At 43.6% G+C, this 24,871-nt stretch carries 21 protein-coding genes and 1 pseudogene; 12 read left to right on the top strand and 10 right to left on the bottom strand.

From position 1 onward, the window contains the following. Window positions 1-84: 84 nt before the first annotated feature. Both carA and QJS82_RS07435 read right to left on the bottom strand, forming a co-directional pair. Complete coding sequence (carA, locus tag QJS82_RS07440; protein WP_281490065.1) at window positions 85-1,317, bottom strand: glutamine-hydrolyzing carbamoyl-phosphate synthase small subunit; 1,233 nt, start codon at window positions 1,315-1,317, stop codon at window positions 85-87. Window positions 1,318-1,765: 448 nt separating this feature from the next. Further along, window positions 1,766-2,314 (bottom strand): phosphatase PAP2 family protein, encoded by a 549-nt coding sequence (locus QJS82_RS07435; protein WP_281490064.1) that lies wholly within the window; start codon window positions 2,312-2,314, stop codon window positions 1,766-1,768. 264 nt (window positions 2,315-2,578) lie between these two features. On the opposite strand from QJS82_RS07435, the gene QJS82_RS07430 reads away from it, so the two are divergent. Then, entirely contained in the window at window positions 2,579-3,115 is a 537-nt protein-coding gene (locus tag QJS82_RS07430) for a gamma carbonic anhydrase family protein (protein WP_201565134.1), read from the top strand. Between the two features lie 130 nt (window positions 3,116-3,245). Here QJS82_RS07430 and QJS82_RS07425 read toward each other — a convergent pair whose 3' ends face one another. After that, window positions 3,246-3,692 (bottom strand): hypothetical protein, encoded by a 447-nt coding sequence (locus tag QJS82_RS07425; protein ID WP_281490063.1) that lies wholly within the window; start codon window positions 3,690-3,692, stop codon window positions 3,246-3,248. A gap of 214 nt (window positions 3,693-3,906) precedes the next feature. On the opposite strand from QJS82_RS07425, the gene QJS82_RS07420 reads away from it, so the two are divergent. The 3 genes from QJS82_RS07420 (at window position 3,907) to ppnP (ending at window position 6,188) form a co-directional block, all read left to right on the top strand. Next, complete coding sequence (locus QJS82_RS07420) at window positions 3,907-4,608, top strand: HAD family hydrolase (protein WP_281490062.1); 702 nt, start codon at window positions 3,907-3,909, stop codon at window positions 4,606-4,608. Window positions 4,609-4,724: 116 nt separating this feature from the next. Continuing rightward, a protein-coding gene (prfB, locus tag QJS82_RS07415; protein ID WP_201625376.1) for a peptide chain release factor 2 occupies window positions 4,725-5,820 on the top strand; the annotation gives its coding sequence in 2 pieces (ribosomal slippage) (window positions 4,725-4,796 and window positions 4,798-5,820; 1,095 coding nt in all). Between the two features lie 83 nt (window positions 5,821-5,903). Then, on the top strand, window positions 5,904-6,188 hold the full coding sequence (gene ppnP, locus QJS82_RS07410; protein ID WP_201618732.1) for a pyrimidine/purine nucleoside phosphorylase: 285 nt from the start codon (window positions 5,904-5,906) through the stop codon (window positions 6,186-6,188). A gap of 109 nt (window positions 6,189-6,297) precedes the next feature. Here the strand turns inward: ppnP and QJS82_RS07405 are convergent, their stop codons facing one another. Further along, the gene (locus QJS82_RS07405) at window positions 6,298-6,750 is read right to left on the bottom strand and encodes a GNAT family N-acetyltransferase (protein WP_281490061.1); all 453 of its coding nucleotides are present in this window, start codon (window positions 6,748-6,750) and stop codon (window positions 6,298-6,300) included. A gap of 179 nt (window positions 6,751-6,929) precedes the next feature. On the opposite strand from QJS82_RS07405, the gene QJS82_RS07400 reads away from it, so the two are divergent. The 8 genes and pseudogenes from QJS82_RS07400 (at window position 6,930) to QJS82_RS07365 (ending at window position 19,880) form a co-directional block, all read left to right on the top strand. Next, on the top strand, window positions 6,930-8,063 hold the full coding sequence (locus QJS82_RS07400) for a DNA topoisomerase IB (RefSeq protein WP_281490060.1): 1,134 nt from the start codon (window positions 6,930-6,932) through the stop codon (window positions 8,061-8,063). Between the two features lie 363 nt (window positions 8,064-8,426). Continuing rightward, window positions 8,427-10,055 (top strand): AMP-binding protein, encoded by a 1,629-nt coding sequence (locus QJS82_RS07395; RefSeq protein WP_438656684.1) that lies wholly within the window; start codon window positions 8,427-8,429, stop codon window positions 10,053-10,055. Window positions 10,056-10,140: 85 nt separating this feature from the next. Continuing rightward, on the top strand, window positions 10,141-10,932 hold the full coding sequence (locus QJS82_RS07390) for an SDR family NAD(P)-dependent oxidoreductase (RefSeq protein ID WP_281490058.1): 792 nt from the start codon (window positions 10,141-10,143) through the stop codon (window positions 10,930-10,932). 131 nt (window positions 10,933-11,063) lie between these two features. Continuing rightward, entirely contained in the window at window positions 11,064-11,627 is a 564-nt protein-coding gene (locus tag QJS82_RS07385) for a L,D-transpeptidase family protein (RefSeq protein ID WP_281490057.1), read from the top strand. Window positions 11,628-12,092: 465 nt separating this feature from the next. After that, on the top strand, window positions 12,093-14,690 hold the full coding sequence (clpB, locus tag QJS82_RS07380; protein WP_281490056.1) for an ATP-dependent chaperone ClpB: 2,598 nt from the start codon (window positions 12,093-12,095) through the stop codon (window positions 14,688-14,690). 210 nt (window positions 14,691-14,900) lie between these two features. After that, entirely contained in the window at window positions 14,901-16,151 is a 1,251-nt protein-coding gene (locus QJS82_RS07375) for a PQQ-dependent sugar dehydrogenase (protein WP_281490055.1), read from the top strand. Between the two features lie 198 nt (window positions 16,152-16,349). After that, window positions 16,350-17,999, top strand: a complete 1,650-nt coding sequence (locus QJS82_RS07370; protein WP_281490054.1) for a BCCT family transporter — start codon at window positions 16,350-16,352, stop codon at window positions 17,997-17,999. Between the two features lie 225 nt (window positions 18,000-18,224). Continuing rightward, window positions 18,225-19,880: pseudogene (locus QJS82_RS07365) on the top strand (BCCT family transporter). Between the two features lie 200 nt (window positions 19,881-20,080). On the opposite strand, the gene QJS82_RS07360 reads toward QJS82_RS07365, so the two are convergent. The 6 genes from QJS82_RS07360 to QJS82_RS07335 form a co-directional block, all read right to left on the bottom strand. After that, window positions 20,081-20,440, bottom strand: a complete 360-nt coding sequence (locus tag QJS82_RS07360; RefSeq protein ID WP_281490053.1) for a hypothetical protein — start codon at window positions 20,438-20,440, stop codon at window positions 20,081-20,083. 252 nt (window positions 20,441-20,692) lie between these two features. Further along, window positions 20,693-21,046, bottom strand: a complete 354-nt coding sequence (locus QJS82_RS07355) for a DUF3144 domain-containing protein (RefSeq protein WP_193031653.1) — start codon at window positions 21,044-21,046, stop codon at window positions 20,693-20,695. Between the two features lie 136 nt (window positions 21,047-21,182). Continuing rightward, window positions 21,183-22,349, bottom strand: coding sequence for a methionine adenosyltransferase (gene metK, locus QJS82_RS07350; RefSeq protein ID WP_281490052.1), 1,167 nt, complete (start codon window positions 22,347-22,349; stop codon window positions 21,183-21,185). A 144-nt stretch (window positions 22,350-22,493) separates the two neighbouring features. Then, window positions 22,494-23,090: a DJ-1/PfpI family protein gene (locus tag QJS82_RS07345; RefSeq protein WP_201563552.1), complete on the bottom strand. Its 597-nt coding sequence runs from the start codon at window positions 23,088-23,090 to the stop codon at window positions 22,494-22,496. Between the two features lie 61 nt (window positions 23,091-23,151). Then, window positions 23,152-23,847, bottom strand: coding sequence for an endonuclease III (gene nth, locus QJS82_RS07340; protein WP_281490051.1), 696 nt, complete (start codon window positions 23,845-23,847; stop codon window positions 23,152-23,154). A gap of 53 nt (window positions 23,848-23,900) precedes the next feature. Further along, window positions 23,901-24,752, bottom strand: coding sequence for an RnfABCDGE type electron transport complex subunit B (locus QJS82_RS07335; RefSeq protein ID WP_281490050.1), 852 nt, complete (start codon window positions 24,750-24,752; stop codon window positions 23,901-23,903). Between the last annotated feature and the right edge of the window lie 119 nt (window positions 24,753-24,871).

Raw genomic sequence — 24,871 nt, 5'->3', positions numbered from 1 at the left:
CGTGTCTGCTATGGTGCAGCTTGAACCACCATCTGTGCTTCAAGCTTTATATTGATTATTTGCGTATGGCTAATTATCGATAACTTACGCTTTCGCCGCTGCCATCATATCGGCAAATTTATCAAACAATGGCGCAGCATCATGCGGGCCAGGGCTGGCTTCTGGGTGACCTTGGAAGCTAAAGACGGGCTTATTGGTCAGCTCAATTCCTTGGTTGGTACCGTCAAATAATGAGCGATGGGTCGATTTAACATTGGCAGGCAGCGTGTCTTCATCAACGGCAAAACCATGGTTTTGACTGGTAATCATAACCGTACCCTTGGCCAAGTCTTGAACTGGATGGTTGGCACCATGATGACCGGTTTTCATTTTGATGGTTTTTGCACCGCTGGCAAGACCAATCAGCTGATGACCTAAGCATATACCAAAGGTTGGAATCTCTGTTTCTTCAATGATATGACGTACCGCATCGATAGCGTAATCACAAGCCGCTGGATCGCCAGGACCATTTGATAAGAAGATACCGTCTGGATTCATCGCCAGCACGTCTGCGATAGGCGTTTGCGCTGGTACGACGGTTACATGGCAGCCGCGGTCAACAAGCATACGTAGGATATTGGTTTTGCTACCGAAGTCATAGGCGACCACGTTATATTTTGCTTCGACATGCGTACCCAAATGCTTAAAGAAGCCACCCGTACCGCTATCATGGCTACCAGCTACATCGCGGTTAAGCAGCGTATCTGATAAATCCCAGCTACCGGCTGTCCATTCAAACGTCGTCGGTGTACAGCATTCTTTTGCCAAGTCCATCCCTTCGATACCAGCAAACTCTTGCGCCAATTTAATTGCTTGCTGCTCGTCATCATGGCTGATAGTTTCGCCATTAGAAGGGGTCATGATACAGCCGTTTTGAGCACCTTTATCACGTAGTAGGCGGGTCAATTGGCGGGTATCAATATCAGCAATAGCGACCGTATCATGGCTCTGTAGATAATCAGTCAGTGACTCTGAGTTGCGGAAGTTTGAGGTCACCATGGTCGCATCGCGGATGATAAGGCCTTCAGCCCAAACTTTGTGACCGTTGCCAGACTCGACATCTTCAGCGTTGGTACCAGTATTGCCAATGTGCGGATAGGTAAGCGTGACCAGTTGGCGTGCGTAACTTGGGTCGGTTAGGATTTCTTGATACCCTGTCATGGCTGTATTAAATACCACCTCACCGACACGATGACCAAGACTACCGATACTCAAACCGCGAAAAATCGTACCGTCTGCTAGTGCCAAAATTGCTTGTATTTCTGCCGATGAATTCAAGGGTTGCCTCCGCTGTTATTAGTGAGTGCTGTGCTATTTTTAGGTTAAAATAAAGCGCTGCTTTTTTGATTATTGCTATTTAACTGCGGCTAAATAACCATAATAAAAGAGACAGCGCCAAAATTTTTCCACAAAAAAGCGAGAAGACATCATAGATGAAAAGGTACAGGATTCACTAAGGGGTGAATAAGTAACTTACATCATGTCCGCTCGCTTTGGCACAGATTTTGCGCATTATACTAGAGTTTTGCGTTAAGGGCTAGCACCTTAAGGTGAGGAAGGCGGATAAAATGGGCATAATGTTAAAACGGTTGTTATTTAATCAAAAACTGAGGCAATACCAAAAGCGTCTTTATTCTAAACAGGTTGTATAGTTGATGCCAAATAAAATAGACTCGCCATATCGTTTTTACATCGAACTGACTATATCTACAAGCAATCTAAAGCCTTAAAAATTATAATGAACCGATAGGCCGTAATAGTCGGGTGCTAAATTGGTGGCGATATGCAATTGATCATCATAATAGCTTTTGGTTAAATACATACTACTGGCAACCCCTAAAGCTGCCCCTGCCAATACATCGGCCACATCATGCTCATCGGCTTCAACACGGCTATAAGCCACGAAACCTGCGCCAATATAAGCAGGGATGCTATATTCTAAGCCATAGCGTTTATGAATAAAGCTTGCGCCCTGAAACGCCATTGAGGTATGACCAGAGGGGAAGGATTTCTCATCACGGCCATTGGGTCGCTCTTTATCTATCACTGACTTTAGCACTTGCGTCGCAGCAACGTTGGTCGCAAATGAATAATAAAATTGCTGACGACCCTCTTTATCATCCATATAATAAGTGCTACCGTAAGCAGCTGCTGGTATGGCAAAGGCCAGCACATCGCCTACCTTGCTAGTAGAGCTACTGTCTGCGTGGGCAGGGATGGAAGCCATCAAGCTGGTCGATAATAAAATGATAGGGACATATTTTTTGCTGATCATCACTGCGATCCTAAAAAGGGTTGGTGAGCGTTGATTGTCCGTATAAAATTTTATGGTTATTTTATAGGGAGAAATGGCATACGACTTTATGCTAATTGATCTATTGATTGGCTGCAGCATTATACTATAAAGTTTTTATCTGTCTTTACAACTATCACGCTTTAGATCACATTTATTTATGACACGTTTTTTACGCTAGGCTTTTTTACCACGCACTTTTTACCATGTATAAACTTATATAAAAATAACGATTAAGGATGGATGATGATTTATCAATATTTAGACAAAACGCCAGAGTTTGCAGCACCATTTAATGGCTGGGTAGCTGATTCAGCACGGGTGATAGGCGATGTGTATTTGGGTCATAAAGCCAACGTGTGGTTTGGGGCGGTGATTCGCGGTGATAACGAGCGCATTCATATCGGTGATTATAGTAATGTACAGGAAAACAGCGTCATCCATACCGATGCAGGCATTGAGGTTAAAATCGGTAATTATGTCACCATTGGACATTTAGCGATGCTGCATGGCTGCGAAGTTGGTGATAATAGCTTGATAGGTATTGGCGCGGTGGTGTTAAATAATGCCAAAATCGGCAAAAACTGTATCATTGGTGCCAAAGCTTTGGTCACCGAAGGTAAAGAGATTCCGGATAATTCACTGGTGATGGGCGCCCCTGCAAAAGTGGTCAAAACCTTGACCGATGAGCAGGCGGCAATGTTAAAAATGTCGGCGTTACATTATGTTGAGCGTTGTCAAAAATTTAAAACTGGCTTAACAGAAATAGCGATGCCTGATTAATTGCTATAGATGTTTGAAAAATAGAAGTCAGAACAATTTTATGAAAAAAGGATGGCTTTATAGTGAGCAATCCCTTTTATGAATGTTAACTTATTTTTTGACATTGAGAGGCTCTTTATGCAAACGGTCGTTATGCCATTAGCATCATGATAAGCCAAATAACGGCAAAAATGATAATGCCGATAATCAGGCCGCGAAAGATATCATGGCGTATAGAATGGTCACTAAGGTAATGATTATTACCGGTATCGTCGATATTTAAGGCATTGACGCTTTCAGCACCGGCGCTTTTACCGACGATAAAACCTGTTAACGCCCCCAAAATTAGCATAAACGGCGTAAATAGCCAGAATATCTCGCCATTGCCCATACCGGCTATGGAGCGAATAACAACGATGGCAAAGTCGATAATTAAGCCGCCAAAACCATATAACAGAGCGTTTAACAGCGCATAAAGCAGACGCTCTAAAGGCGATTGATAGCTTTTGCCTAACTGCCGTCGCCTGATTTTTCTGATTGAGCGGGCAGGACGTCGCGGTCGGTTGGACAAAGCAGTTTTATCATCAGGCGCTTTCATAAAGTTCTCTATTGTTATTATTCAGCAGGCTAAAGATAAGCTAATGGGATATTAAAGTAAACAAGTTAGCATAATTTTGTTTGGTAAACAGTGGGCTTCTAAAAGTTTATTCAGCAAATTTTATATTCATCACCCTTTATTACAAGCTCTTCATTTCAAAAATAATTTATATCTAAAAAATCATTCCTTTAATAAACAAGAATAAGGTTCCATTATGCAGGCAACACAAGCAGGACAGGCGCCAAAAGAGTTGGCACTTTTTGATTTAGACCATACTTTACTCGACGTCGATAGCGATTACCTATGGGGTGAGTATATCGTTAAGCATAATCTCGTTGACGAAGCTGAGTATCGCACTGCAAATCAAAAGTTCTATCAAGATTATATCGAAGGTACGCTTGATGCGACCGAATATAATGAATTTGTCGCACAATTCTTAAGTAGCTTACCGATGGACAGGCTGCATGAGCTACGCGAAGATTATATTAAGACGGAAATCGAGCCGCACATTCGTCCAAAAGCCATGGAGGTGCTCTGTCATCATGTCGAAAAAGGTCATGAAGTAGTGATTATTTCTGCCACTAATAACTTTGTAGTATCAGCCATTGCTAAGCGTTTTGGTATTGAAGATGCCAACGTGCTATCGACGCCACTTGAGATAAAAAACGAGCGCTATACCGGCAAATTAACGGATAAGCCTAATTTTAAAGAAGGTAAAATTTACCATCTTAATAAATGGATAGATAAGCGAAAATCAGCGGGTATGGATTTTGATAAAACTTATGCCTACTCTGATTCTAAAAATGACATTCCATTGCTCGAATGGGCGGATGTGGCTATTTGCGTGTCACCCGATGATGCGCTACATGCGCACGCGCTTGCCCATCGTTGGGCAGTAGAAGATTGGTCGATTTAGGCAGTTTAACGCTATTTAATATACAGGCAGTACTAATTAGCCAACTATTTATTGTCAATCTCATTTAAAATAGCGCCATATCAGTGAGATATCTATTTAAAAAGACAGGAATACTTATGGAAATCAATCCGTATCAAGAACAAATCAAAGATTTATCTGAGCGTGGGCAGGATTTGCGGAGGTATCTTTGACTTCGACGGTAAGCAAGAACGCTTAGAAGAAGTCAATTTAGAATTAGAAAACCCCGAGCTATGGAATGATCCAGAGCGCGCGACCAAGATTAATAAAGAAAAAAGTCAGCTTGATGGCGTCATCGACGTGGTGGTTTCGCTTGAGACTACTTTGGAAGATGCGGCTGCCATGCTAGAGCTGGCGGTAGAAGCAGAGGACGAATCATTGCTTGCTGATGTGCAAGCAGAGCTCGACAATGCAGAGAAACGTGTTGCTGATTTAGAATTCCGCCGCATGTTTAGTGGCGAGATGGATCCAAACAATTGCTACTTGGATATCCAGTCAGGCAGTGGCGGCACGGAAGCGCAAGATTGGGCAGAAATGCTACTGCGTATGTATACGCGCTGGGCAGAGTCTCATGGCTTTAAAGTTGACGTGATTGAAGTATCTTCTGGTAGCGTTGCTGGGATTAAATCAGCCACGATTGAGATTAAGGGTGATTATGCGTTTGGTTGGTTACGTACCGAAATTGGCGTGCATCGCTTAGTGCGTAAGTCACCATTTGATAGTAATAATGGCCGTCATACTTCGTTTGCTGCTGTTTTCGTGTCGCCTGAAATCGATGACAACGTCGAGATTGATATCAATCCAGCCGATTTGCGTATCGATACTTACCGCTCATCGGGCGCCGGTGGTCAGCACGTGAACACCACCGACTCTGCCGTACGTATCACCCACGAACCAAGTGGCGTGGTGGTGACTTGCCAGAACGAGCGTAGCCAACATGGTAACAAAGCGACAGCGATGAAAATGCTCCGTGCTAAGTTATATGAGCTTGAGATGCAAAAACGTATGGAGTCACAACAAGCAGTCGAAGATGGTAAATCTGATGTCGGTTGGGGCAGTCAAATCCGCTCTTATGTACTCGATGACTCGCGCATTAAAGACTTGCGTACTGGCGTTGAAACCTTTAACACTGGCGCGGTGCTAGATGGTGACCTCGACCAATTTATCGAAGCAAGCCTAAAAGCGGGATTGTAAGATTAGACTATTATTAATACCATTTAAAAGACCGCTTTTAAGACAACTTTAAAATATCAACCAACATTTAATTAAGGAAAATTATGCCAAGCGTTAATAACTATTTTGATAATAAAGTCACCTCTATTGCTTTTCAAACAGCGACCAAGCCGGCTACCGTTGGCGTGATGGAAATTGGCGAGTATGAATTTGGTACCAGCGAATTTGAAACCATGAGCGTAGTCAGTGGTGCATTGACGGTGAAGTTGCCAGAAAGTAATGAGTGGCAAACCTTTAATGCAGGTGAGCAATTTACCATTGACGCCAATCAGAAGTTTCAAGTAAAAGTGGACGTAGAAACGGCTTATTTATGCACTTATGGTAAATAATCGTTTTTAGATATTTATTAGAACAATCAACGCCAAGTGTTTAACGCTTGGCGTTTTTTTTGTGGCTGTCTTTTGAGGTAAGTTTGAGTCATAAAATATTTGGTAACCGTTATAGGTTTTGACGATATTGCACCATGTCTGTTTGGCTGGCAATTACATCATAGAGTTTGCGCGCCGTAGTGTTTCCTTCTTGCGTTGTCCAATAAACACGGTTGCAGTTTCTCTTATTGGCAAAGTCATATACCTGTTCAATCAATGCGCGCCCGAGGCCTTGACCGTGCACCGCTTCACTAACGTATAAATCTTCTAAGTAACAGCATTCGGTGGTATTCCAAGTATTGGGATGTAGCACCACATGCGTGATACCTACCAACGTGTCGTTTTGCCAAGCACCAAAGCCATAAATCGGTGCGTTATTATCAAGCAAGTTGCGCCACGTCGATTCTGTCGTACTTGCTGGCAAACTGGTTTCATAAAATGCCAGATAGCGCTGCCATAAATTTAACCAAGAGTCGTAATCAGCTTTAGATAATGGGGTTATTTTTATAGAGGTATTTTTCATGATATTTATTTAACTTAAGTGGTGATTGTTGTCGAATTATGGCTGAAAAGCTCATTATTTAGAACCTTTTAAAGAGTGTTTCTTACACATCGATTACACTTTGCTCGTGGCAAACAAACAGCAAAAACAAGCGCAATTGATTATGCTAAAACGACTATTTTATCAATCGAGTATGTATTATGGCGAAGCTAGATGACCAAACAACCACGCAAGATGTGCGCCATGATTATGAATATTTGGCTCGCTTAGCCAACTTACGCTATGTTAGTGATAATGAGCCTGGGTTTACACGCAGGCGTTGGGGACGCGGCTTTACCTATAAAGATGCCATAGGTAAAACGGTGAAAGATAAAGCGTTGCGCAAGCGTTTTGATGCACTGGTGATACCGCCGATGTGGTCAGAGGTTTGGATATGCCAAGATGATAAAGGGCATCTGCAATCGACAGGCCGCGATGATAAAGCGCGTAAGCAGTACTTGTATCATCCCGAGTGGGATCGCGTGCGTGACCAAGCTAAGTTTAATGCCATGATAGGTTTCGCTGAGGCGTTGCCAAACCTACGTGCGCAAGTAGAAAAAGATTTAGAAGCGCAGTCGTTATCACGCGCCAATGTACTAGCTGCCGTGGTTAAATTGCTGGAAACCACGTTAATTCGTATCGGTAATAGCCGCTATGCCAAGCTCAATAAGAGCTATGGCCTCAGTACGTTACGCAGCAAGCACGTCAGCGAAACCGATAATGGCTTGGCGTTTGATTTCGTCGGTAAAAGCGCCAAAGAGCATCATATCGAACTGCAAGACGAGCGTTTAATTGACATTGTGCAGGCATGTAGTGAGTTACCTGGTTATCAGATTTTTAAATATTTGGACGATGATGGCAACAAGCAAGTTGTCGACAGTAGCCATATCAATGACTATCTACGCACACATACTTGCGGTCACGATTGTGAAAGCAAGATGTATAGCGGCAATTTATATAGCGCAAAAGACTTTCGTACTTGGATGGCAAGCGTTCTTGCAGCCAGTCATTTATACGATGAGCTGCAAACATCGAAAGGGCAAGCAATATTAGCCAGTGAACCCAATAGCGATGAGCGTCAACAGCTGGTTACTGCTATGGTCAAAGCGGTGGCGGAGGAGCTTGGCAATACACCTGCTGTCTGCCGCGCTTCTTATATCAATCCAGTTATCATCGAGCGCTTTTTAGCAGGACAGTTTTTTGAGCCTTATAAGCAAGCGCGCCGTGGACGTACCAAGCAATATCAAAGCTGTGAAGAGAAAGCGTTGCTAGGATTTTTAAATGGCATAAAATAAGGTTATCTTCCCTAAGAAAACCATATTAAAATTAAAAATGATACGTTATGTATTGAAATAAATATAAAAATGCGTTACTAATAGAGCATACGCAACTTAATAAGTGCAAACAATAAGTGCAAACAATAAGAGGAAACAGTGTATAGGATATGACTGTTTTACTCCTGATAAATCGCTGATATCGTCAGTGACCCTCGATTGCTAAAGGATTAGCTTATGAATACCTCTTCTATAGATACTTTATTTTCAAACGATTTGTCCTCAACCAATTTGTCTTCAGACAACTTATCTCCAAACAGTTCGTCTGCGAATACTTCTTCTCCAAACCCAACTGGCTATAGCGACTACTATAATAACTTTGATATGAACGCGCTATTAACAGAGATATTTGGTGAAAACTTAGATGACCGTCTAAATGCCTATATGGCCTGTTGTGGTCGTCATGTACGTGATGGTCGCGGCGATAATTTGGCATTAGTGCATGAAGATACTGCTGGCAACATAACGCGCATGACTTTTGCTGAGCTTGATAAGGCAAGTGCGCAAGTTGCCAATGTATTACTGTCTTATGGCGTAAAGGTCGGTGACCAAGTGGCGACTATGCTACCGCGTACACCTGAGCTGCTCACGATTGTATTGGCGACTTGGCGGATTGGGGCGGTTTATCAACCATTATTCACCGCCTTTGGTTATGATTCGATTAAATACCGTATGGATAAAGCCAATACCAAAGTGGTTTTTACCAATCAGGAAAATCGCGGCAAGTTTGAAGACTTCGCTGAGCAAACCAAAATGGTCATGGTTGGCAGTAAGAATAATGCGCAAGCTGATAATGAAAGCAAATGGTCTGATGATAATTATGCTCAGATGATGGCGACCCAGCCGCAAACGGTAGAGGCTGTTTTGTTAGATGAGGATGCGCCGTTTTTGCAAATGTTTACCTCAGGTACCGTAGGCAAATCAAAAGGCGTTAGTGTGCCATTAAGCGCGCTCTCAGCTTTTTATCTGTATATGCGCTATGCGATTGATTTGCGCGCCGATGATAACTACTGGAATATGGCCGATCCGGGCTGGGCGTATGGATTGTATTATGCGATTACGGGTCCGTTGCTGATGGGTGTCACCACCTATTTTAATGAATCGGGCTTTGACGCTGCCAATACCCGCGACTTTATGGTCCGTCATAAGATTACCAATTTGGCCTCTTCACCGACTGCGTTTCGGATGATGAAATCGAGTGGCGTGTTTGAAGACGCTCATAACGATGAAAATGCCAAGCTATCCCTACGCTGTGCCAATTCAGCAGGCGAAACCTTAAATACCGAAGTCGTCAACTGGGTGGAAACTTATCTAAACTGCAAAGTGTGCGATCAGTATGGGCAGACCGAAACGGGCATGACCTGCTGCGAGCACCATGCGTTAGCTCATGAATGCCCAGTAGGCTCGATGGGCATGGCGTTACCGGGGCATACGTTAGTCGTATTAGATGATGACATGAACATATTGCCTGATGGTGAGCAAGGACAACTGGCAGTGGTCGTCAGTCAATCGCCGGCGTTTTATTTCCGCGGTTATAGTTGGAATGAGAAAGACGCCTTTGCTGATGATTATTATTTGACCGGCGATGTGGTCGAGCGCCATAGCGATGGCAGCTATTGGTTTTCTGGACGTGATGATGACATTATCATTACAGCAGGCTACCGCGTAGGGCCTACGGATGTGGAAAATACCGTGCTTGAGCATGAGGCAGTCGCAGAATCCGCCGCCGTTGGCGTGCCAGATGAAGTGCGCGGTCATACGATTAAGTCTTATGTGGTGCTAAAAGATGGCATCAAAGGGACAGATGAGATTGCTAAAGAGATTCAAGACTTGGTCCGCAGACGTCTTTCAACTCATGCTTACCCGCGTGAGGTTGAATTTGTCGATGCGTTACCAAAAACGCCAAGCGGTAAAATTCAACGTTTCTTGTTGCGTAGCTTGTCTGCGGCATAGATTGTTGGAAACTTCGATAGTCGTTTAAGATAATAAAATAGTTAGCCTAAAAAATAGTAATAAAACATCAATTAAAGGAATAATTATGCAAATTGAACAACACAGCTTTTTGGTTACTGGCGGTGCATCAGGTCTAGGTGAGTCAGTGGTTCGCGCTATTGTCGCGCAAGGTGGTAAGGTCGTTATTGCTGATTTGAACGAGTCAACTGGGCAAGCTTTGGTTGATGAGTTAGGTGATAATGTACGCTTTGCACGTTGTGATGTGACCAGTGGTGATGAGGTGCAAGCGGCTGTTGAGTTGGCGGAAAAAGAATTTGGCGGTCTGCAAGGTTCCATTAACTGTGCTGGTATCGCTGTCGTACAAAAGCTGCTTGACCGTGAAAACAATCCAGCTGACCTTGATGCTTTTAGTCGCGGGGTTAATATCAATCTCGTTGGCTCTTTTAACGTGGCACGTTTGGTCGCGGCTAGTATTGCTAAGCGCGTGGCGAACGGCAATAATACAGAAAGCGCTAATGAGAAGAATGCTGATAATGGCGTCATTATCAATACCGCATCTATCGCGGCTTTTGATGGGCAAGTAGGGCAAGCAAGCTATTCATCATCTAAAGCGGGCGTCGTTGGTCTGACCTTGCCGCTAGCGCGTGAGCTGGCGCGTCATGGTATTCGCGTGATGACCATCGCACCTGGCGTCTTTGCCACACCGATGATGGAAACTATCCCTGAAAAAGCGCGCGAACAGTTAGAGGCATGTGTTCCTTATCCAAAGCGTTTAGGCAATCCAAATGAGTTTGCCAAACTGGTCACACATATTATCGATAATGCTTATCTAAATGGTGAAGTGATTCGCCTAGATGGCGCGATTCGTATGGTATAAAGTGATTTTAGATTTTGAGTGCAACAAATTTACCCTTAATTCATAAAGCTTGCACAAACTTGGCATAGTCTTTTGCTATCTTATCAAAGATGGTTTTATCAATGAGCGCTTACCTTTAAGAAGCAAAAACTATGTCTTTTTTCAATAAAAATAGTAAATATTCACATTGGTTATTTATCGTCATAGGTTTTAGCCTCGCTATCATTACTAGCACGAGTGCCATTGCTGCTGAGGGTGTTTCAGAGACTAAACAAGCCATGCCTAAAAGTATTATGATTGATAAAGTCTTTGTCGATAAATCTGCTCGCACTCTGCAGTTGCTAAGCGATAATAAAGTGATTAAGTCTTATCATATTGCGCTCGGTGGCAATCCTGTTGGTCATAAGCAGCAACAAGGTGACAAACGCACTCCGACAGGTTCTTATATACTCGATTATAAAAATGAAAAATCTAAATTCTATCGCTCTATTCATGTCAGCTATCCTAATGCGGCGGATAAAGCTCGTGCCAAATCACGAGGCGTTAGTCCCGGCGGCGATATTATGATTCATGGGCAGAAAAACGGTTTTGGGCATTTGGCAGCGATAAATCAGCAACGCGACTGGACCGATGGCTGTATTGCCGTGACAGATAATGAGATGGATGAAATCATGGCGGCTGTAGAGATTGGTACACCTATCGAAATTGTGGAATAAGCACCTTGTTAACATACGTTTATTCAGCTCATATTTAACGTACTATCTACCTTTCTAGATATTATTCAAATCACTCATTTAAGCTTTTTTCGATAATTTATTCATACTCTTAACATACTCATCTCTTCCTTTCTGAAAAATCCCAAACTTCCTATTTTTTCTTTTCTATCTTCCCTTGAAATTTCCCATAAATGTGCCTATTAATGTTTTATCGTCATATCATTGTTATTAGTAAGGTTTATATTGATAAGGTGATATATTAGTGTTTTGTATTGTCTATTTAATTGAAAGCAACTGACACTTATAGGCCACTAAATATTACTCAGAACAGTTAAATTGACATTGAAATATTACTTAACAAACCCGATATAGATAACAACGAAAAGCTTACGGCATCTTAATACTTATAAAAAGCCGCAGCTACTATCAGATATAAAATATTATTAATTATAAGAGGAAACAAGTATGAGATTCGAGAAGTTTACCCAAAAGTTGCAATCTGCCATTCAAGAAGCCCAAAGTCTGGCGTTAGGGCGCGATCACACAGGTATCGACCCTGTGCATTTGCTTGCCGTATTGCTGCAAGATGAGTCTAACTTGTCTATTTGCCAGCAAGCGGGCGCGTCTATTCCTGCGCTAAAAAACGGCGTGGCAAAGGCGCTCGACAATCAAGCAACCATTAGCGAGCCGACCGGCGACGTTAATTTAAACCCCAATTCGGTTAAAATTTTGAACTTGGCAGATCGTCAAGCACAAAAAGAAGGTGATGATTTTATCGCCACTGAATGGGTGATGTTGGCACTTGCTGAACAAGGTGACACCAAAAAGATATTTGAAAGCGCTGGCGTAACGGCGAGTAAGTTAAAAGCAGTCATTGAGCAATTACGTGGTGATGAAACGGTGAACAATCAAAATGCGGAAGATCAGCGTGATGCGTTGAATAAATATACCATTAACCTAACTGAGCAGGCGGAGCTTGGTAAGCTTGATCCGGTGATTGGTCGTGACGAAGAGATTCGCCGTACCATTCAAGTGCTGTCACGTCGTACCAAAAATAACCCTGTACTGATTGGTGAGCCGGGTGTTGGTAAAACGGCTATTATTGAGGGTTTGGCACAAAAAATTATCAATGGTGACGTACCAGAAGGACTACGCCGCAAAGAAGTATTGTCGTTAGATTTGGGTTCATTGATTGCGGGGGCAAAATTCCGTGGTGAGTTCGAAGAGCGACTCAAAGCGGTACTCAGCGACTTATCAAAGCAAGAAGGCAATGTCATTCTATTTATCGATGAGTTGCATACGTTAGTAGGTGCTGGTAAAGCCGACGGCGCGATGGACGCTGGTAATATGTTAAAGCCTGCGCTAGCTCGCGGTGAGCTACATTGCGTTGGTGCGACGACACTCGATGAGTATCGCCAGTATATCGAAAAAGATGCCGCGCTTGAGCGTCGTTTCCAAAAGGTGCTGGTTGATGAGCCAACGGTCGAGGATACCATTGCGATTTTGCGTGGTTTAAAAGAGCGTTATGAGCTGCATCACGGCGTTGATATTCAAGACAGCGCGATTATTGCTGCCGCGCGCATGAGCCATCGCTATATTACTGATCGTAAGCTACCGGATAAGGCGATTGATTTAATTGATGAAGCGGCAAGTCGTCTGCGTATGGAGATGGACAGCAAGCCTGAGTCACTTGGCAAACTTGATAGCCGTCTCATTCAGTTAAAAATGCAGCGCGAAGTGCTCAAAAATGAAGAAGACGCTGGTGCGCAAGCAGAGCGTAAAGCGCTTGATGCACAAATTGAAGAGCTTGAAAAAGAGTACGCTGATCTTAATGAGATTTGGCAAGCAGAAAAAGCACTGGTCAAAGGCAGTCAGCAGCTAAAAGACGAGCTCGATAAAGCGCGTATTGCTTATGATAAAGCCAGTCGTGAAGGTGATTACGAGACCATGAGTAAGCTGCAGTATGAAACCATTCCGCAGCTAGAGCGCCGTATCCATGAATCTGATTTGGCCGAGCAAAAAGAGCAGACTGGTGAAAATAGTGGTATCAAACTGCTGCGTAATAAGGTCACGGATAATGAAATCGCCGAGGTCGTGGCGGCTGCGACTGGTATTCCGGTCAGCAAAATGATGCAAGGCGAGCGTGACAAGATGATAGCGATGGAAGAAAAACTCCATGAGCGCGTCATCGGTCAAGATGAAGCGGTCGAAGCGGTCGCCAATGCTGTACGCCGTAGCCGTGCAGGTTTGTCTGATCCGAATCGTCCTTCTGGATCGTTCTTATTCTTAGGGCCTACTGGGGTCGGTAAGACTGAACTGACTAAGTCACTGGCGAACTTCTTGTTCGATAGTGAGGATGCGATTGTTCGTATCGACATGAGTGAGTATATGGAGAAGCATAGCGTCAGTCGTTTGGTAGGCGCGCCTCCAGGGTATGTTGGTTATGAAGAGGGTGGGGCATTAACTGAAGCGGTACGTCGCAAGCCTTATAGTGTGATTTTGTTTGATGAAGTCGAAAAAGCGCATCCTGATGTGTTCAATATCTTACTGCAAGTGTTGGACGATGGTCGCTTAACGGACTCACAAGGTCGCGTGGTTGACTTCAAAAACACCGTCATCATTATGACCAGTAACTTGGGTTCGCATAAAATCCAAGAAATGGTCGGCGAAAGCTACGAGGATATCAAAGCTGAGGTGATGGAGTCAGTTGGGCAGCATTTCCGCCCAGAGTTCGTCAACCGTATCGATGAGATTGTGGTATTCCATCCGCTCGGTATGTCGCAGATGTCAGGTATTGCGGCGATTCAGTTGGATCGCTTGCGTCAGCGCTTGCATGAGCGTGAGTTGGATATCGAGCTATCAGCCGATGCGATGAACAAGCTGGTGGCAGTTGGTTACGATCCGGTTTATGGTGCGCGTCCACTAAAACGTGCTATCCAGCAAGAGATCGAAAACCCCTTGTCATTGAAACTGCTGGCGGGTGATTTTGTCGCCGGTGATATCATCAAAGTCGATGTGAGCGCCGATGATAAATTGACCTTTGATAAGCTTAGAATGAGCTAACAGCAAATGCTACATGACTGTCGCTAAATGACGGTTATGCTTTAAAACAAACCCCTTATTTGCCTATATTTTATATGGGTGGATAAGGGGTTTTTGCGTTTGGTGCAAGCATTATTTTACCGTTGTTATACTTTGCCCGTACTTTGATTATGCTATAAATAATTATAGTGCAAATAAGAATGCAACAAAATTAAGGGAGATGACATCAGGATGATAAACAATAAAAAACAGACAAATACGCTAATAACATTACCGTTGATTCTTACCGCACTGCTGTTTAGTGTCTCTGCGTGCTCTAATCCTTCAGCGGTCAATACCAATAAAGATCTGACCGAGTATAAAGAAGGGCAAGCCTCTATCGATGCATCCATAGCAAGTATGGAAAAACCTAGCTTTGCAACGAAAGCCGTGACCACCTTTAATGAACCTTGGGCAATGACCGCGTTGCCTACCGTCAATAGTAAAGCAGCCAAACTGCTTGTAACCCAAAAGACAGGCGAGCTATTGATTGTTAATACAGCAACAGGTGCGAAAACAACAGTCAGTGGGATACCGAAAGTGGCTTATGGTGGGCAGGGCGGACTTGGCGATATTATCCTTGCGCCAGATTTTGCTACTTCAAACAATATATATCTTAGCTACGTTGAAGCAGGCAAGGGCGCTGATAATAATAAATTTGGTGCAAAAGTCATTAAAGCGACATTGACGGGGTCAGATACTGACAGGTCAAGCTTACAAGCCATGACGCCCATTTGGGAGCAATTTCCAAAAGTAAAAGGACAAGGGCATTATAGCCATCGCTTACTGTTTTCACCTGACGGGCAGTATTTATATATCAGCTCAGGCGAGCGCCAAGAAAAAACCCCAGCGCAGGATATGAGCGTTAATTTGGGTAAAATTATCAGATTAAATCCTGATGGCTCAGTGCCAGCCGATAATCCATTTATGAATACAAATAATGATATCGCTGACCAGTTTTGGACCACGGGTCATCGTAATGTACTTGGCATGGCTTTCGATGAGAAAGGCAGACTTTGGGCGCATGAAATGGGGCCACGCGGCGGTGATGAGTTTAATCTTATTGAAAAAGGTAAGAACTATGGCTGGCCAATCGTCTCGAATGGCCGCAATTATACAGGAACCGATATTCCGGATCACGATACACGTCCTGATTTTGCAGCGCCTAAAATTACTTGGACGCCCGTTATATCACCTTCTTCTATGAGTATTTATCATGCCGGTAAACATAATGACTTTCCAGCGTGGCAAGGCAATGCACTCATCAGTGGCTTATCATCAAAAGCGCTCATCGTGGTGAGTTTTGAGAAAAATAACGGAGCGGCAGAACGCTATCGCTATGATATGAGTGAGCGTATTCGTGGTGTCTTAAACGTCGATGGGCAAGTGTGGTTATTAGAAGATGGCGCTAAAGGTAGGCTGCTGCGATTATTGCCGAACTAGTGACTTAGCTAATAGCTCGCATCAATCGCTGGCTAAATAATCTAACTGAATAATTGCTTAAAATGTCCAAATCGAGATTTAAAATAGCCAAGCAAATTGTTACCAAAAAAATATCTTTATTGAGTTTATTTTGTAGTTAATTGATAATTAAAGGTTAGTTTGTTAAGGTGACCTTTCTTAAATATGAGATTTTAGCGAATGAACGAAGTAAAAGTAGGTAAGCTCGGCCCATTTCCAAGGGTAAATAAGCCTGTATTTATCACATCAGGCATCTTAATTGTCGGCTTCATCATTTTTGGCTCGTTATTTACTGAAACTGCCGCAGCGCTTTTTAGCTTCTTACAGGACTTTATTGCCGAAAAATTCCGCTGGTTATTTATCATCTTATTTAACGTGGCGCTGGTGTTTTGTATTTACCTTGCCGCCAGCCGCTACGGTGATATTCGTTTAGGTAAGCAGACGGAACAACCGCAATATACCCTGTTTTCATGGATTGGGATGTTGTTTTCGGCGGGTATCGGGATTGGATTGGTATATTGGGGAACCGCAGAACCCTTATACCACTTTATGGCACCGCCCGTTGGTGAGGGACAGACTGTAGAGGCGGCAAAGCAAGCGATGAATCTGTCGTTTTTGCATTGGGGGCTGCATGCGTGGGCGATTTATACCGTCGTGGCACTATCATTAGCCTATTTTCACTTCCGCCGTGGTTTGCCGTTATCGATTCGCTCAACCTTGTATCCTATCCTTGGGCAAAAGATTTATGGTAAATGGGGTCATACCGTCGATATTTTGGCGGTATTTGGGACGATGTTTGGGGTTGTGACCTCGTTAGGTCTTGGGGTTATGCAGATTAACTCGGGTCTAGAGGGTTTATTTGGTATTCCTAATACCTTGACCGTACAGTTTATTATCATTGCCTTTGTGACTTCACTGGCTTGTGGCTCGCTGATGCTAGGTCTTGATAAAGGCATTAAGCGCCTCAGTGATATTAATATGGGGCTGACCGGTATTCTACTGGCCTTCATGGTGATTTTGGGTCCCACATTATTTATCTTTGACAGCTTTATTGAAAACGTTGGCAACTATCTGGCAAACATCGTCACGTTATCGACGTGGAGTGAAGCCTATAGTGGCACTGATTGGCAAAGCGCTTGGACGATATTTTATTGGGCATGGTGGGTCAGCTGGTCACCATTTGTCGGCGTATTTATTGCACGTATTAGCCGCGGTCGTACCATTCGCGAGTTTGTATTTGGCGTGCTGCTTATCCCGATGACGATTTTGTTTTTCTGGTTTACGACTTTTGGTGGCGTTGCAATTCAGATGGAGCTATTAGCCGCTATTAGCCCTGATTTAGTCAGTCCAGGATTGGTGGCCGCGGTGCAAGCCGATACCGGTAGTGCCATTTTTAAATTGGTTGAATACTATCCGCTTACCAAACCTATCACCTTATTGATTGTGGTGATGATTGTACTTTGGTTTGTGACCTCGTCAGATTCGGCCAGCTTTGTCATCGATATGTTGACCGCTGGTGGCGATACCAATCCACCCAAAATCCAACGCTTATTTTGGGCCATTATGCAGGGCGTGATTGCGGCAATTTTATTAGCAGCAGGTGGATTAGGGGCATTACAAGCGGCGGCCATCGTGGCAGGATTGCCCTTTGCTTTGGTCATATTTGTGATGATGTATGCGTTGTTACGTGGCATGAGTCGCGACCGTCTTATCCTATATCGCAACCAGCAGCGTTACATTACTGACGAGTCAGCCGACCATAATTCAGCCAATGAGTTTGTGGATGAAGAGCTATTAAAAGGTCCGCCTAAAATTGTGAAAGGTGATTAATAGGCTGAATATCGCCGTATCAAAGATATTTTTTATACGTTGAATCATATAGTTAGCTTATATTTATTTTACCTAAATAAACAATATAATAATTGTCATTTAAAATCCTAAGATGCATCGTTATCTTAGGATTTTTAATTTTGTCTATTAACAGATGACTGACCGGATTTGATGGTTTGTAAATATCTCGTTAAGGTTGGCGTCCTAAAAAATTGAGACGACTGACTGGATCACGTTAAAGTTGGCCGATTGGGTTCTTTTCCACGGGTAAGTAAACCTGTTTTTTTAACCTCAGCGATTTTACTCCTCGCGTTTATTATCTTCGGTGCCTTTTTTAATGAATTGGCAAGCGAAGTGTTTGGCCAAGCGAAGGCATTTGTATCGATGCGCTTTGGTTGGTTTTTTATCATGGTGGTCAACTTAACGTTGGTGATGAGTATCTATCTGATATTTAGCCGCTATGGTGATATTAGGTTGGGTCACTAAAACGAGACCCCAGAGTACAATATTGTTTCTTGGATTGGCATGCTGTTTTCGGCAGGCATTGGTATTGGCTTGCTCTACTGGGGGACAGCTGAGCCGCTATATCACTTTATGGCACCGATCTTAGGTGAGTCTGAAAGCATTGCCGCGGCTAAGCAAGCGATGAACATCTCGTTCTTGCATTATGGTCTGCATGTCTGGGCAATTTACGGCATGGTGGCGTTATCGTTGGCATATTTTCATTATCGCCGTGGTTTGCCATTGGCGATTCGCTCAACCTTATATCCGTTACTGGGCAAAAAAATCTACGGCCCTATGGGTCATATCGTTGATACGTTAGCGGTATTTGGCACCATGTTTGGTGTGGTCACGACCTTAGGCCTTGGGGTGCTGCAGATTAACTCAGGGCTTGAGAGTTTATTTGGTATTCCAAATAACATCACCGTGCAGATTATCTTGATTGCTTTTATTACCATGCTGGCAGGATTGTCACTATTGATGGGGCTTGATAAAGGTATTAAGCGTTTAAGTGATATCAATATTTTCTTTACCATTGTGCTATTAAGCTTTGTCATTATTTTGGGTCCAACCCAGTTTATCTTTAACAGCTTCTTTGAAAATATCGGTAATTACCTACATCAAGTAATTCCGCTTGGGCTATGGACGAAATCTTATGAAGGTGAAGCAAACTGGCAGTCATCATGGACAGTATTCTACTGGGCGTGGTGGATTAGTTGGTCACCATTCGTTGGGGTATTCGTTGCCCGTATTTCTCGTGGTCGTACCATTCGTGAGTTTATCTTAGGGGTGTTATTAATCCCTATTACCATTTTGTTTTTATGGTTCACCGCCTTTGGTGGTTCAGCAGTGCATATGGAGCTGATGGCGGCGGTTGACCCAAATATGGTAAGTCCTGGACTGGTTGAAGCAGTGCGAGCGGATACCGGTAGTGCTATTTTCAAATTAATGGAGTCGTATCCGCTGACGGCAGCGCTAAACGGGCTTATCGTGGTGATGATTGTCCTTTGGTTTGTCACCTCATCAGATTCTGCCAGTTTTGTCATTGATATGCTGACCTCAGGCGGTGATACCAATCCACCAAAAATTCAGCGCTTATTTTGGGCAGGTACAGAAGGCGTAATAGCGGCGGTGCTCTTAGCAGCAGGCGGTTTGGGGGCGCTACAAGCCACTTCTATCGTCTCGGGCTTCCCGTTTGCGGTGGTCATCGTCATTATGATGTATTCATTGCTACGTGGTTTGAGCCGTGATAGATTGATACTTTATCGTAATCAGCAGTGGTTTATCACTGAAGAATCTGCCGAGCATAACTCAGCCAATGAGTTCCGCGATGAGGAATTATTAACCGGACCACCAAGTCTAAAGCCGACTGATGACTAGCGATGAGTAATAGCTATAATTAAAAGCTATGTAGCGAATGTTCATAGCAAGCTTGCTAAAACACAGTCGCAGTAAAATATAAAAAATCCCAGTGTTAAGCTGGGATTTTTTATGGGCGTTTAATAATTTATTGGTTTTTAACAGATGATAAGTATTTAACGATATGCTCTTAAAATCAGCATTACTGTTTTAGACATTCATTATGAACATTCGCCTTTTACATAGCTGATTGCCTCAGGGGTACTACAAGCTGAGCAGGCATTGCCCGCCGTGCGATAGCTTATCACTGAGCCCACTTGTGTTTTTACGCAGACCGGATCGTATTGCGCCGTACACATGGTTTTTTCGGGATCAAAGGTTGGACACTGGGCAACGATTCCTTTTGGAGGTTGGCTGGTATTAGAAGCGGGCGGCTGAATAGCTGTGCTATCAGGCATAGGGCTTGAGTTAGGGCTGATATTGTTACAACCCGCTAAGCCGAGCGTCAAGGTTATGGTTAGTGATAGGGCGAGGGTAGAAGGCTTTAATAGAGATAGCCATGGTTTAGATAGAGCGCTCATAATAAATATCCTTATATTTTATGTATACGTGCTTTTGATTATTCATTTTGCATCAAAAGTTTGTGTTAAAAAAGTCTATCATCAATGTAATGGTTAGTATTTAATCACAGAACATTTGCTCGTAATATATTTGATAGTAAAGGATTTATGCTCAGTCATCTAGTGCAAAACAGATAAAAAAACCCAAGCTTATAAGGCTTGGGTTATTTATGTTACTTCTTAATAAAATTCTTGAGTGAGCTTTTAGAAAGCTTACTGCGCAGGTTTATCATCTTTATTAAGCTGTACGTACTTATCAAAGTTTTGTGCATAGTCGGTCAAGTTGTCGCTTAGCATTTGGCGATATTGTTTGGTATAAAACTCAACGATATCGTCTTTTTCTTTGGCGAAATCATCACCCTTTACAAAGCCAATCGAGGCAACTGATGCGCTATAGCGTGCCGCCGCATAAAGCAGTGACGCACCTACTTGACCTGAATGCGCTTCAGGACCTAGTTGACTGTTTGCCACGCCAATAATCGCATCGGCACGCTGATAAAACGCTTGCATCTCAGGGGTGATTTCAAGAGCGGCATCAATATCATCATTTTGGGCATTGTTTGGCATATTGTCTTGAGACATAAGCGACTCCTAATAAGGGTAAGTAAATTTAAATATATCACGCCAGTCTTTAAACTTAATAAGGATAAAGACTGGATAAATCTAAAAAATGGATAAAATAGTAAACAGTCTAACCTTAGGCTTATAAACCTGCATCTGCTTTTAAGATTTCCGCTTTGTCAGTCTTTTCCCACGTAAAGGCGGTTTCAGAACCTTGGCGACCAAAGTGACCAAAGGTTGCCGTTTGCTGGTACATCGGCTGCAATAAGTTCAGCATACGCGTAATACCATAAGGACGTAGGTCAAAATGGGTACGAATCAAGCTAATGATTTCATCGTTGCTAATTTTGTTAGTACCAAAGGTATTAATTGAAATCGAAGTCGGTTCAGCAACGCCAATCGCATAGCTCACTTGTAACTCACAGCGATCTGCAATACCGGCAGCGACGATGTTTTTGGCCACATAACGTACTGCATAGGCAGCGCTGCGATCCACTTTTGAAGGATCTTTACCACTAAATGCACCGCCACCATGACGCGCCATACCGCCGTAAGTATCAACGATAATTTTACGACCGGTAAGACCAGCATCACCGACAGGACCACCAATGACAAATTTGCCCGTTGGATTGATATGATAGCGCGTACCGGCATGCAATAACTCTGCTGGCAATACTTGCTTAATAATGGATTCCATTACCGCTTCTTGCAGGTCTGCTTGCGAGATGCTTGGATCATGCTGCGTTGATAAAACCACGGCGTCAATGGCAACCGGTTTATTACCATCATATTTGAGAGTCACTTGGGCTTTGGCATCGGGACGTAACCAAGGCAGCTCACCGCCACGGCGAAGCTCAGATTGACGCTCCATCAAGCGATGGGCATATTCGATAGGCGCTGGCATCAATACTTCGGTCTCATTGCTGGCATAACCAAACATTAAGCCTTGGTCGCCGGCACCTTGTTCTTCAGGATCGCTACGATCGACACCTTGAGCAATTTCAGGAGATTGCTTACCGAGCATATTAATAACGGCACAGGTCTCGCCATCAAAGCCCAAGTCTGAGTGATGATAACCGATGCCATTTACCGTATCACGGACGATACGTTCAACGTCGATATTGGCAGTCGTGGTGACTTCGCCTGCCAGTATGACAGCACCTGTCTTAACCAGCGTTTCACACGCCACACGGGCATGTAAATCTTGGCGTAAAATGGCATCAAGGATAGCATCTGAGATTTGGTCAGCCATTTTATCTGGATGGCCTTCGCTCACAGACTCTGAGGTAAATAAGTTGTATTCGCGCATAGTGGGATCGCTTAATTGCAGGGACTGTAATATATAAAATCAGTCATTATTAAATGTTAACGGAAAATAGAAGGTAAAAGTGAATCAAAAAATTATGATATTTTACCGTGAATCGAGGTAAAACTCTAGTGTCAGCCATGACGGCTAACAATTGTAGAAATCATCGAGGCGGCTGTCTTCTTGCCAGCGGTATTCTGTATAGTCAGCGACTTCTTTTGCGCTATCGCGACCTTGTCTATCAGCAATAAAACCAAGCGCCATATCCATGCCAGCCGTGACACCTGAAGAAGTATAAAACTTGCCATCTACGACCCAGCGCGCCTGCTTTATCCAATCAACCTGATCTGATTGCTCGGTTACCCATTGCCAAGCACGCTTGTTTGACGTGGCTCGTTTATGGTCTAAAATACCTGCCTTCGCCAATAAAGCACTACCCGTACAGACGCTAAGCACCCAGTCGGCGTTATCAGCGAGCGTAGTCAGGGTCTGCAAAAACTTACTATCATTAATCAGTGGGCGTGTACCTTTACCGCCGACGACCAATAATATATTCGTTTGCTGGGCTAATTCTGCTACTGCGACAGTTTGTAAGGCAACACCATGATGGTTATGAATGATACCACCTTTCATTGACGCAAACTGAATGCGAAAATCGTTAGGTAAGCTACCAAATAGCTCAATAGGTCCAAATAAGTCCAAGGTTTCAAAATCGTCAAATACGAGTGCGGTCAGGGTCTGCATTCTGCTTCCTTAAATTAAAGTATTAAGCCGAAGTATTTAGAAAGGAGATGTTTAAAAGTCTTTAAGGCTCTAAAAATGCCGCTTTATCCTTAAACATACATTCTTCATAAACAGGACAAGCGCCGCATTTTGGGGTGCGAGCTTGACAAGTATAGCGCCCATGCAAAATCAAATAATGGTGAGCATCAACGATAAAGTCATCGGGGATACGTTCGAGCAGTTTTTTCTCAACGATTAAGACATTTTTACCCGTGGCAAGTCCAGTACGGTTGCCGACACGAAAGATATGGGTATCAACCGCCATCGTCGGCTGTCCAAAGGCGGTATTTAACACCACATTCGCCGTCTTCCGTCCGACACCCGCTAGAGACTCCAAGTCTTTACGGTTATCAGGAACGGTGCTATCAAACTTCTCAATCAAGTCGCGGCAGGTTTTAATGACGTTTTTGGCTTTGGCATTAAATAAGCCAATATTCTTAATATATGCTTTCAGTCCTTCTTCGCCTAATGCCAAAATGGACTCAGGCGTATTCGCCACCGGATAAAGCTGGTTGGTGGCAATATTGACGCTGACATCGGTCGCCTGTGCCGATAATATGACCGCGATAAGCAGCTCAAAGTTACTGTTATAATTGAGCTCAGTTACTGGCTCATCAATCGTCGCAGCCAACTTCTCAAAGAATGGGCGTACATCACGATTGGGCATCCGCCTCGATGGCGGTGTATCGGCAGTTTTATGCTTAACGGTTTTACTCATGGTATTTTTACCATTATTTTATTCATTGGTTAGTCAGGAGTAGATATTGGCTATTAAAGTTGTGCAAGCTCAGCTTGTAACCCTTCAAGCTCTGCTTGTTTGCTCTCATTAGGCCGTACGCTAAGCTGCTTTTCTAACTTCTTAATTTTACTGCGTAGCTTTGCCGCTGCAATGGTATTTTTTGCTTGTGCTTCACTGATATTTAACGATTGACTGGCGGCATTATTCAGTTTTGCCTCCACCATGCTGACCACAGGTTTGCTATTGCTGCTATCCGCCAATTGCTCACTGACGCGTCTTAGATGGGTATGATAACGCTGGCGTAAATCCTCTTGTTCAAGCGTGCGCTCAGCTGTTGATAGGGTACGCTCAACGGTGACCAAGTCAATGCAATCAACCGGGCAGGGCGCGATACATAGCTCACAGCCTGTGCATAAATCCGTAAAAATAGTATGCATATGCTTGCCAGTACCGACGATGGCATCAACAGGGCAAGCAGGGATGCATTTGGTACAGCCGATACAATCATCTTCTCGAATCACCGCGCGCACTTCTACTGGACGCTGCGAGCTTACATCTATTGGCCATTTTGACGGCTCAGCGCTAAATGGTTGTATATCGCTACTATCTTGATTGATGATTTGTGCAATCGCATCGGTCACCGGCTGACCACCGGGCACACATTTATTATGAGGCTCATTGTCGATAACAATCGCCACCGCATACGGCAAGCAGCCATCAGCATGGTCGCAAAGTCCGCATTGGGTTTGCGGCAAACAGGCGTCAATGCGCGCAATATTTGCTTGGGTGGCGGCCGGCAAGCTCTCTATGTTCAAGCTATCGAACAAAATAGGTAGATTGGTGAGACGGATATGACTGCGGTTTTTATTCATGGTGCTTTGCATTTAATGTAAAACCTTTATATCAATGCTAAGTGCTGATATTAAAATAAATAGGGTAATAGCGCTATTTATTAAGAACATCTATCTTTATAAAAAGACATCTTGCCCTTATGAATTAAATA

Origin of the sequence: Psychrobacter maritimus (genome assembly GCF_029953575.1) — a bacterium.
Lineage (GTDB): Bacteria > Pseudomonadota > Gammaproteobacteria > Pseudomonadales > Moraxellaceae > Psychrobacter > Psychrobacter maritimus.
Note: the sequence above shows the minus strand (reverse complement) of the source record. Positions and strands in the feature narration are given on the sequence as shown.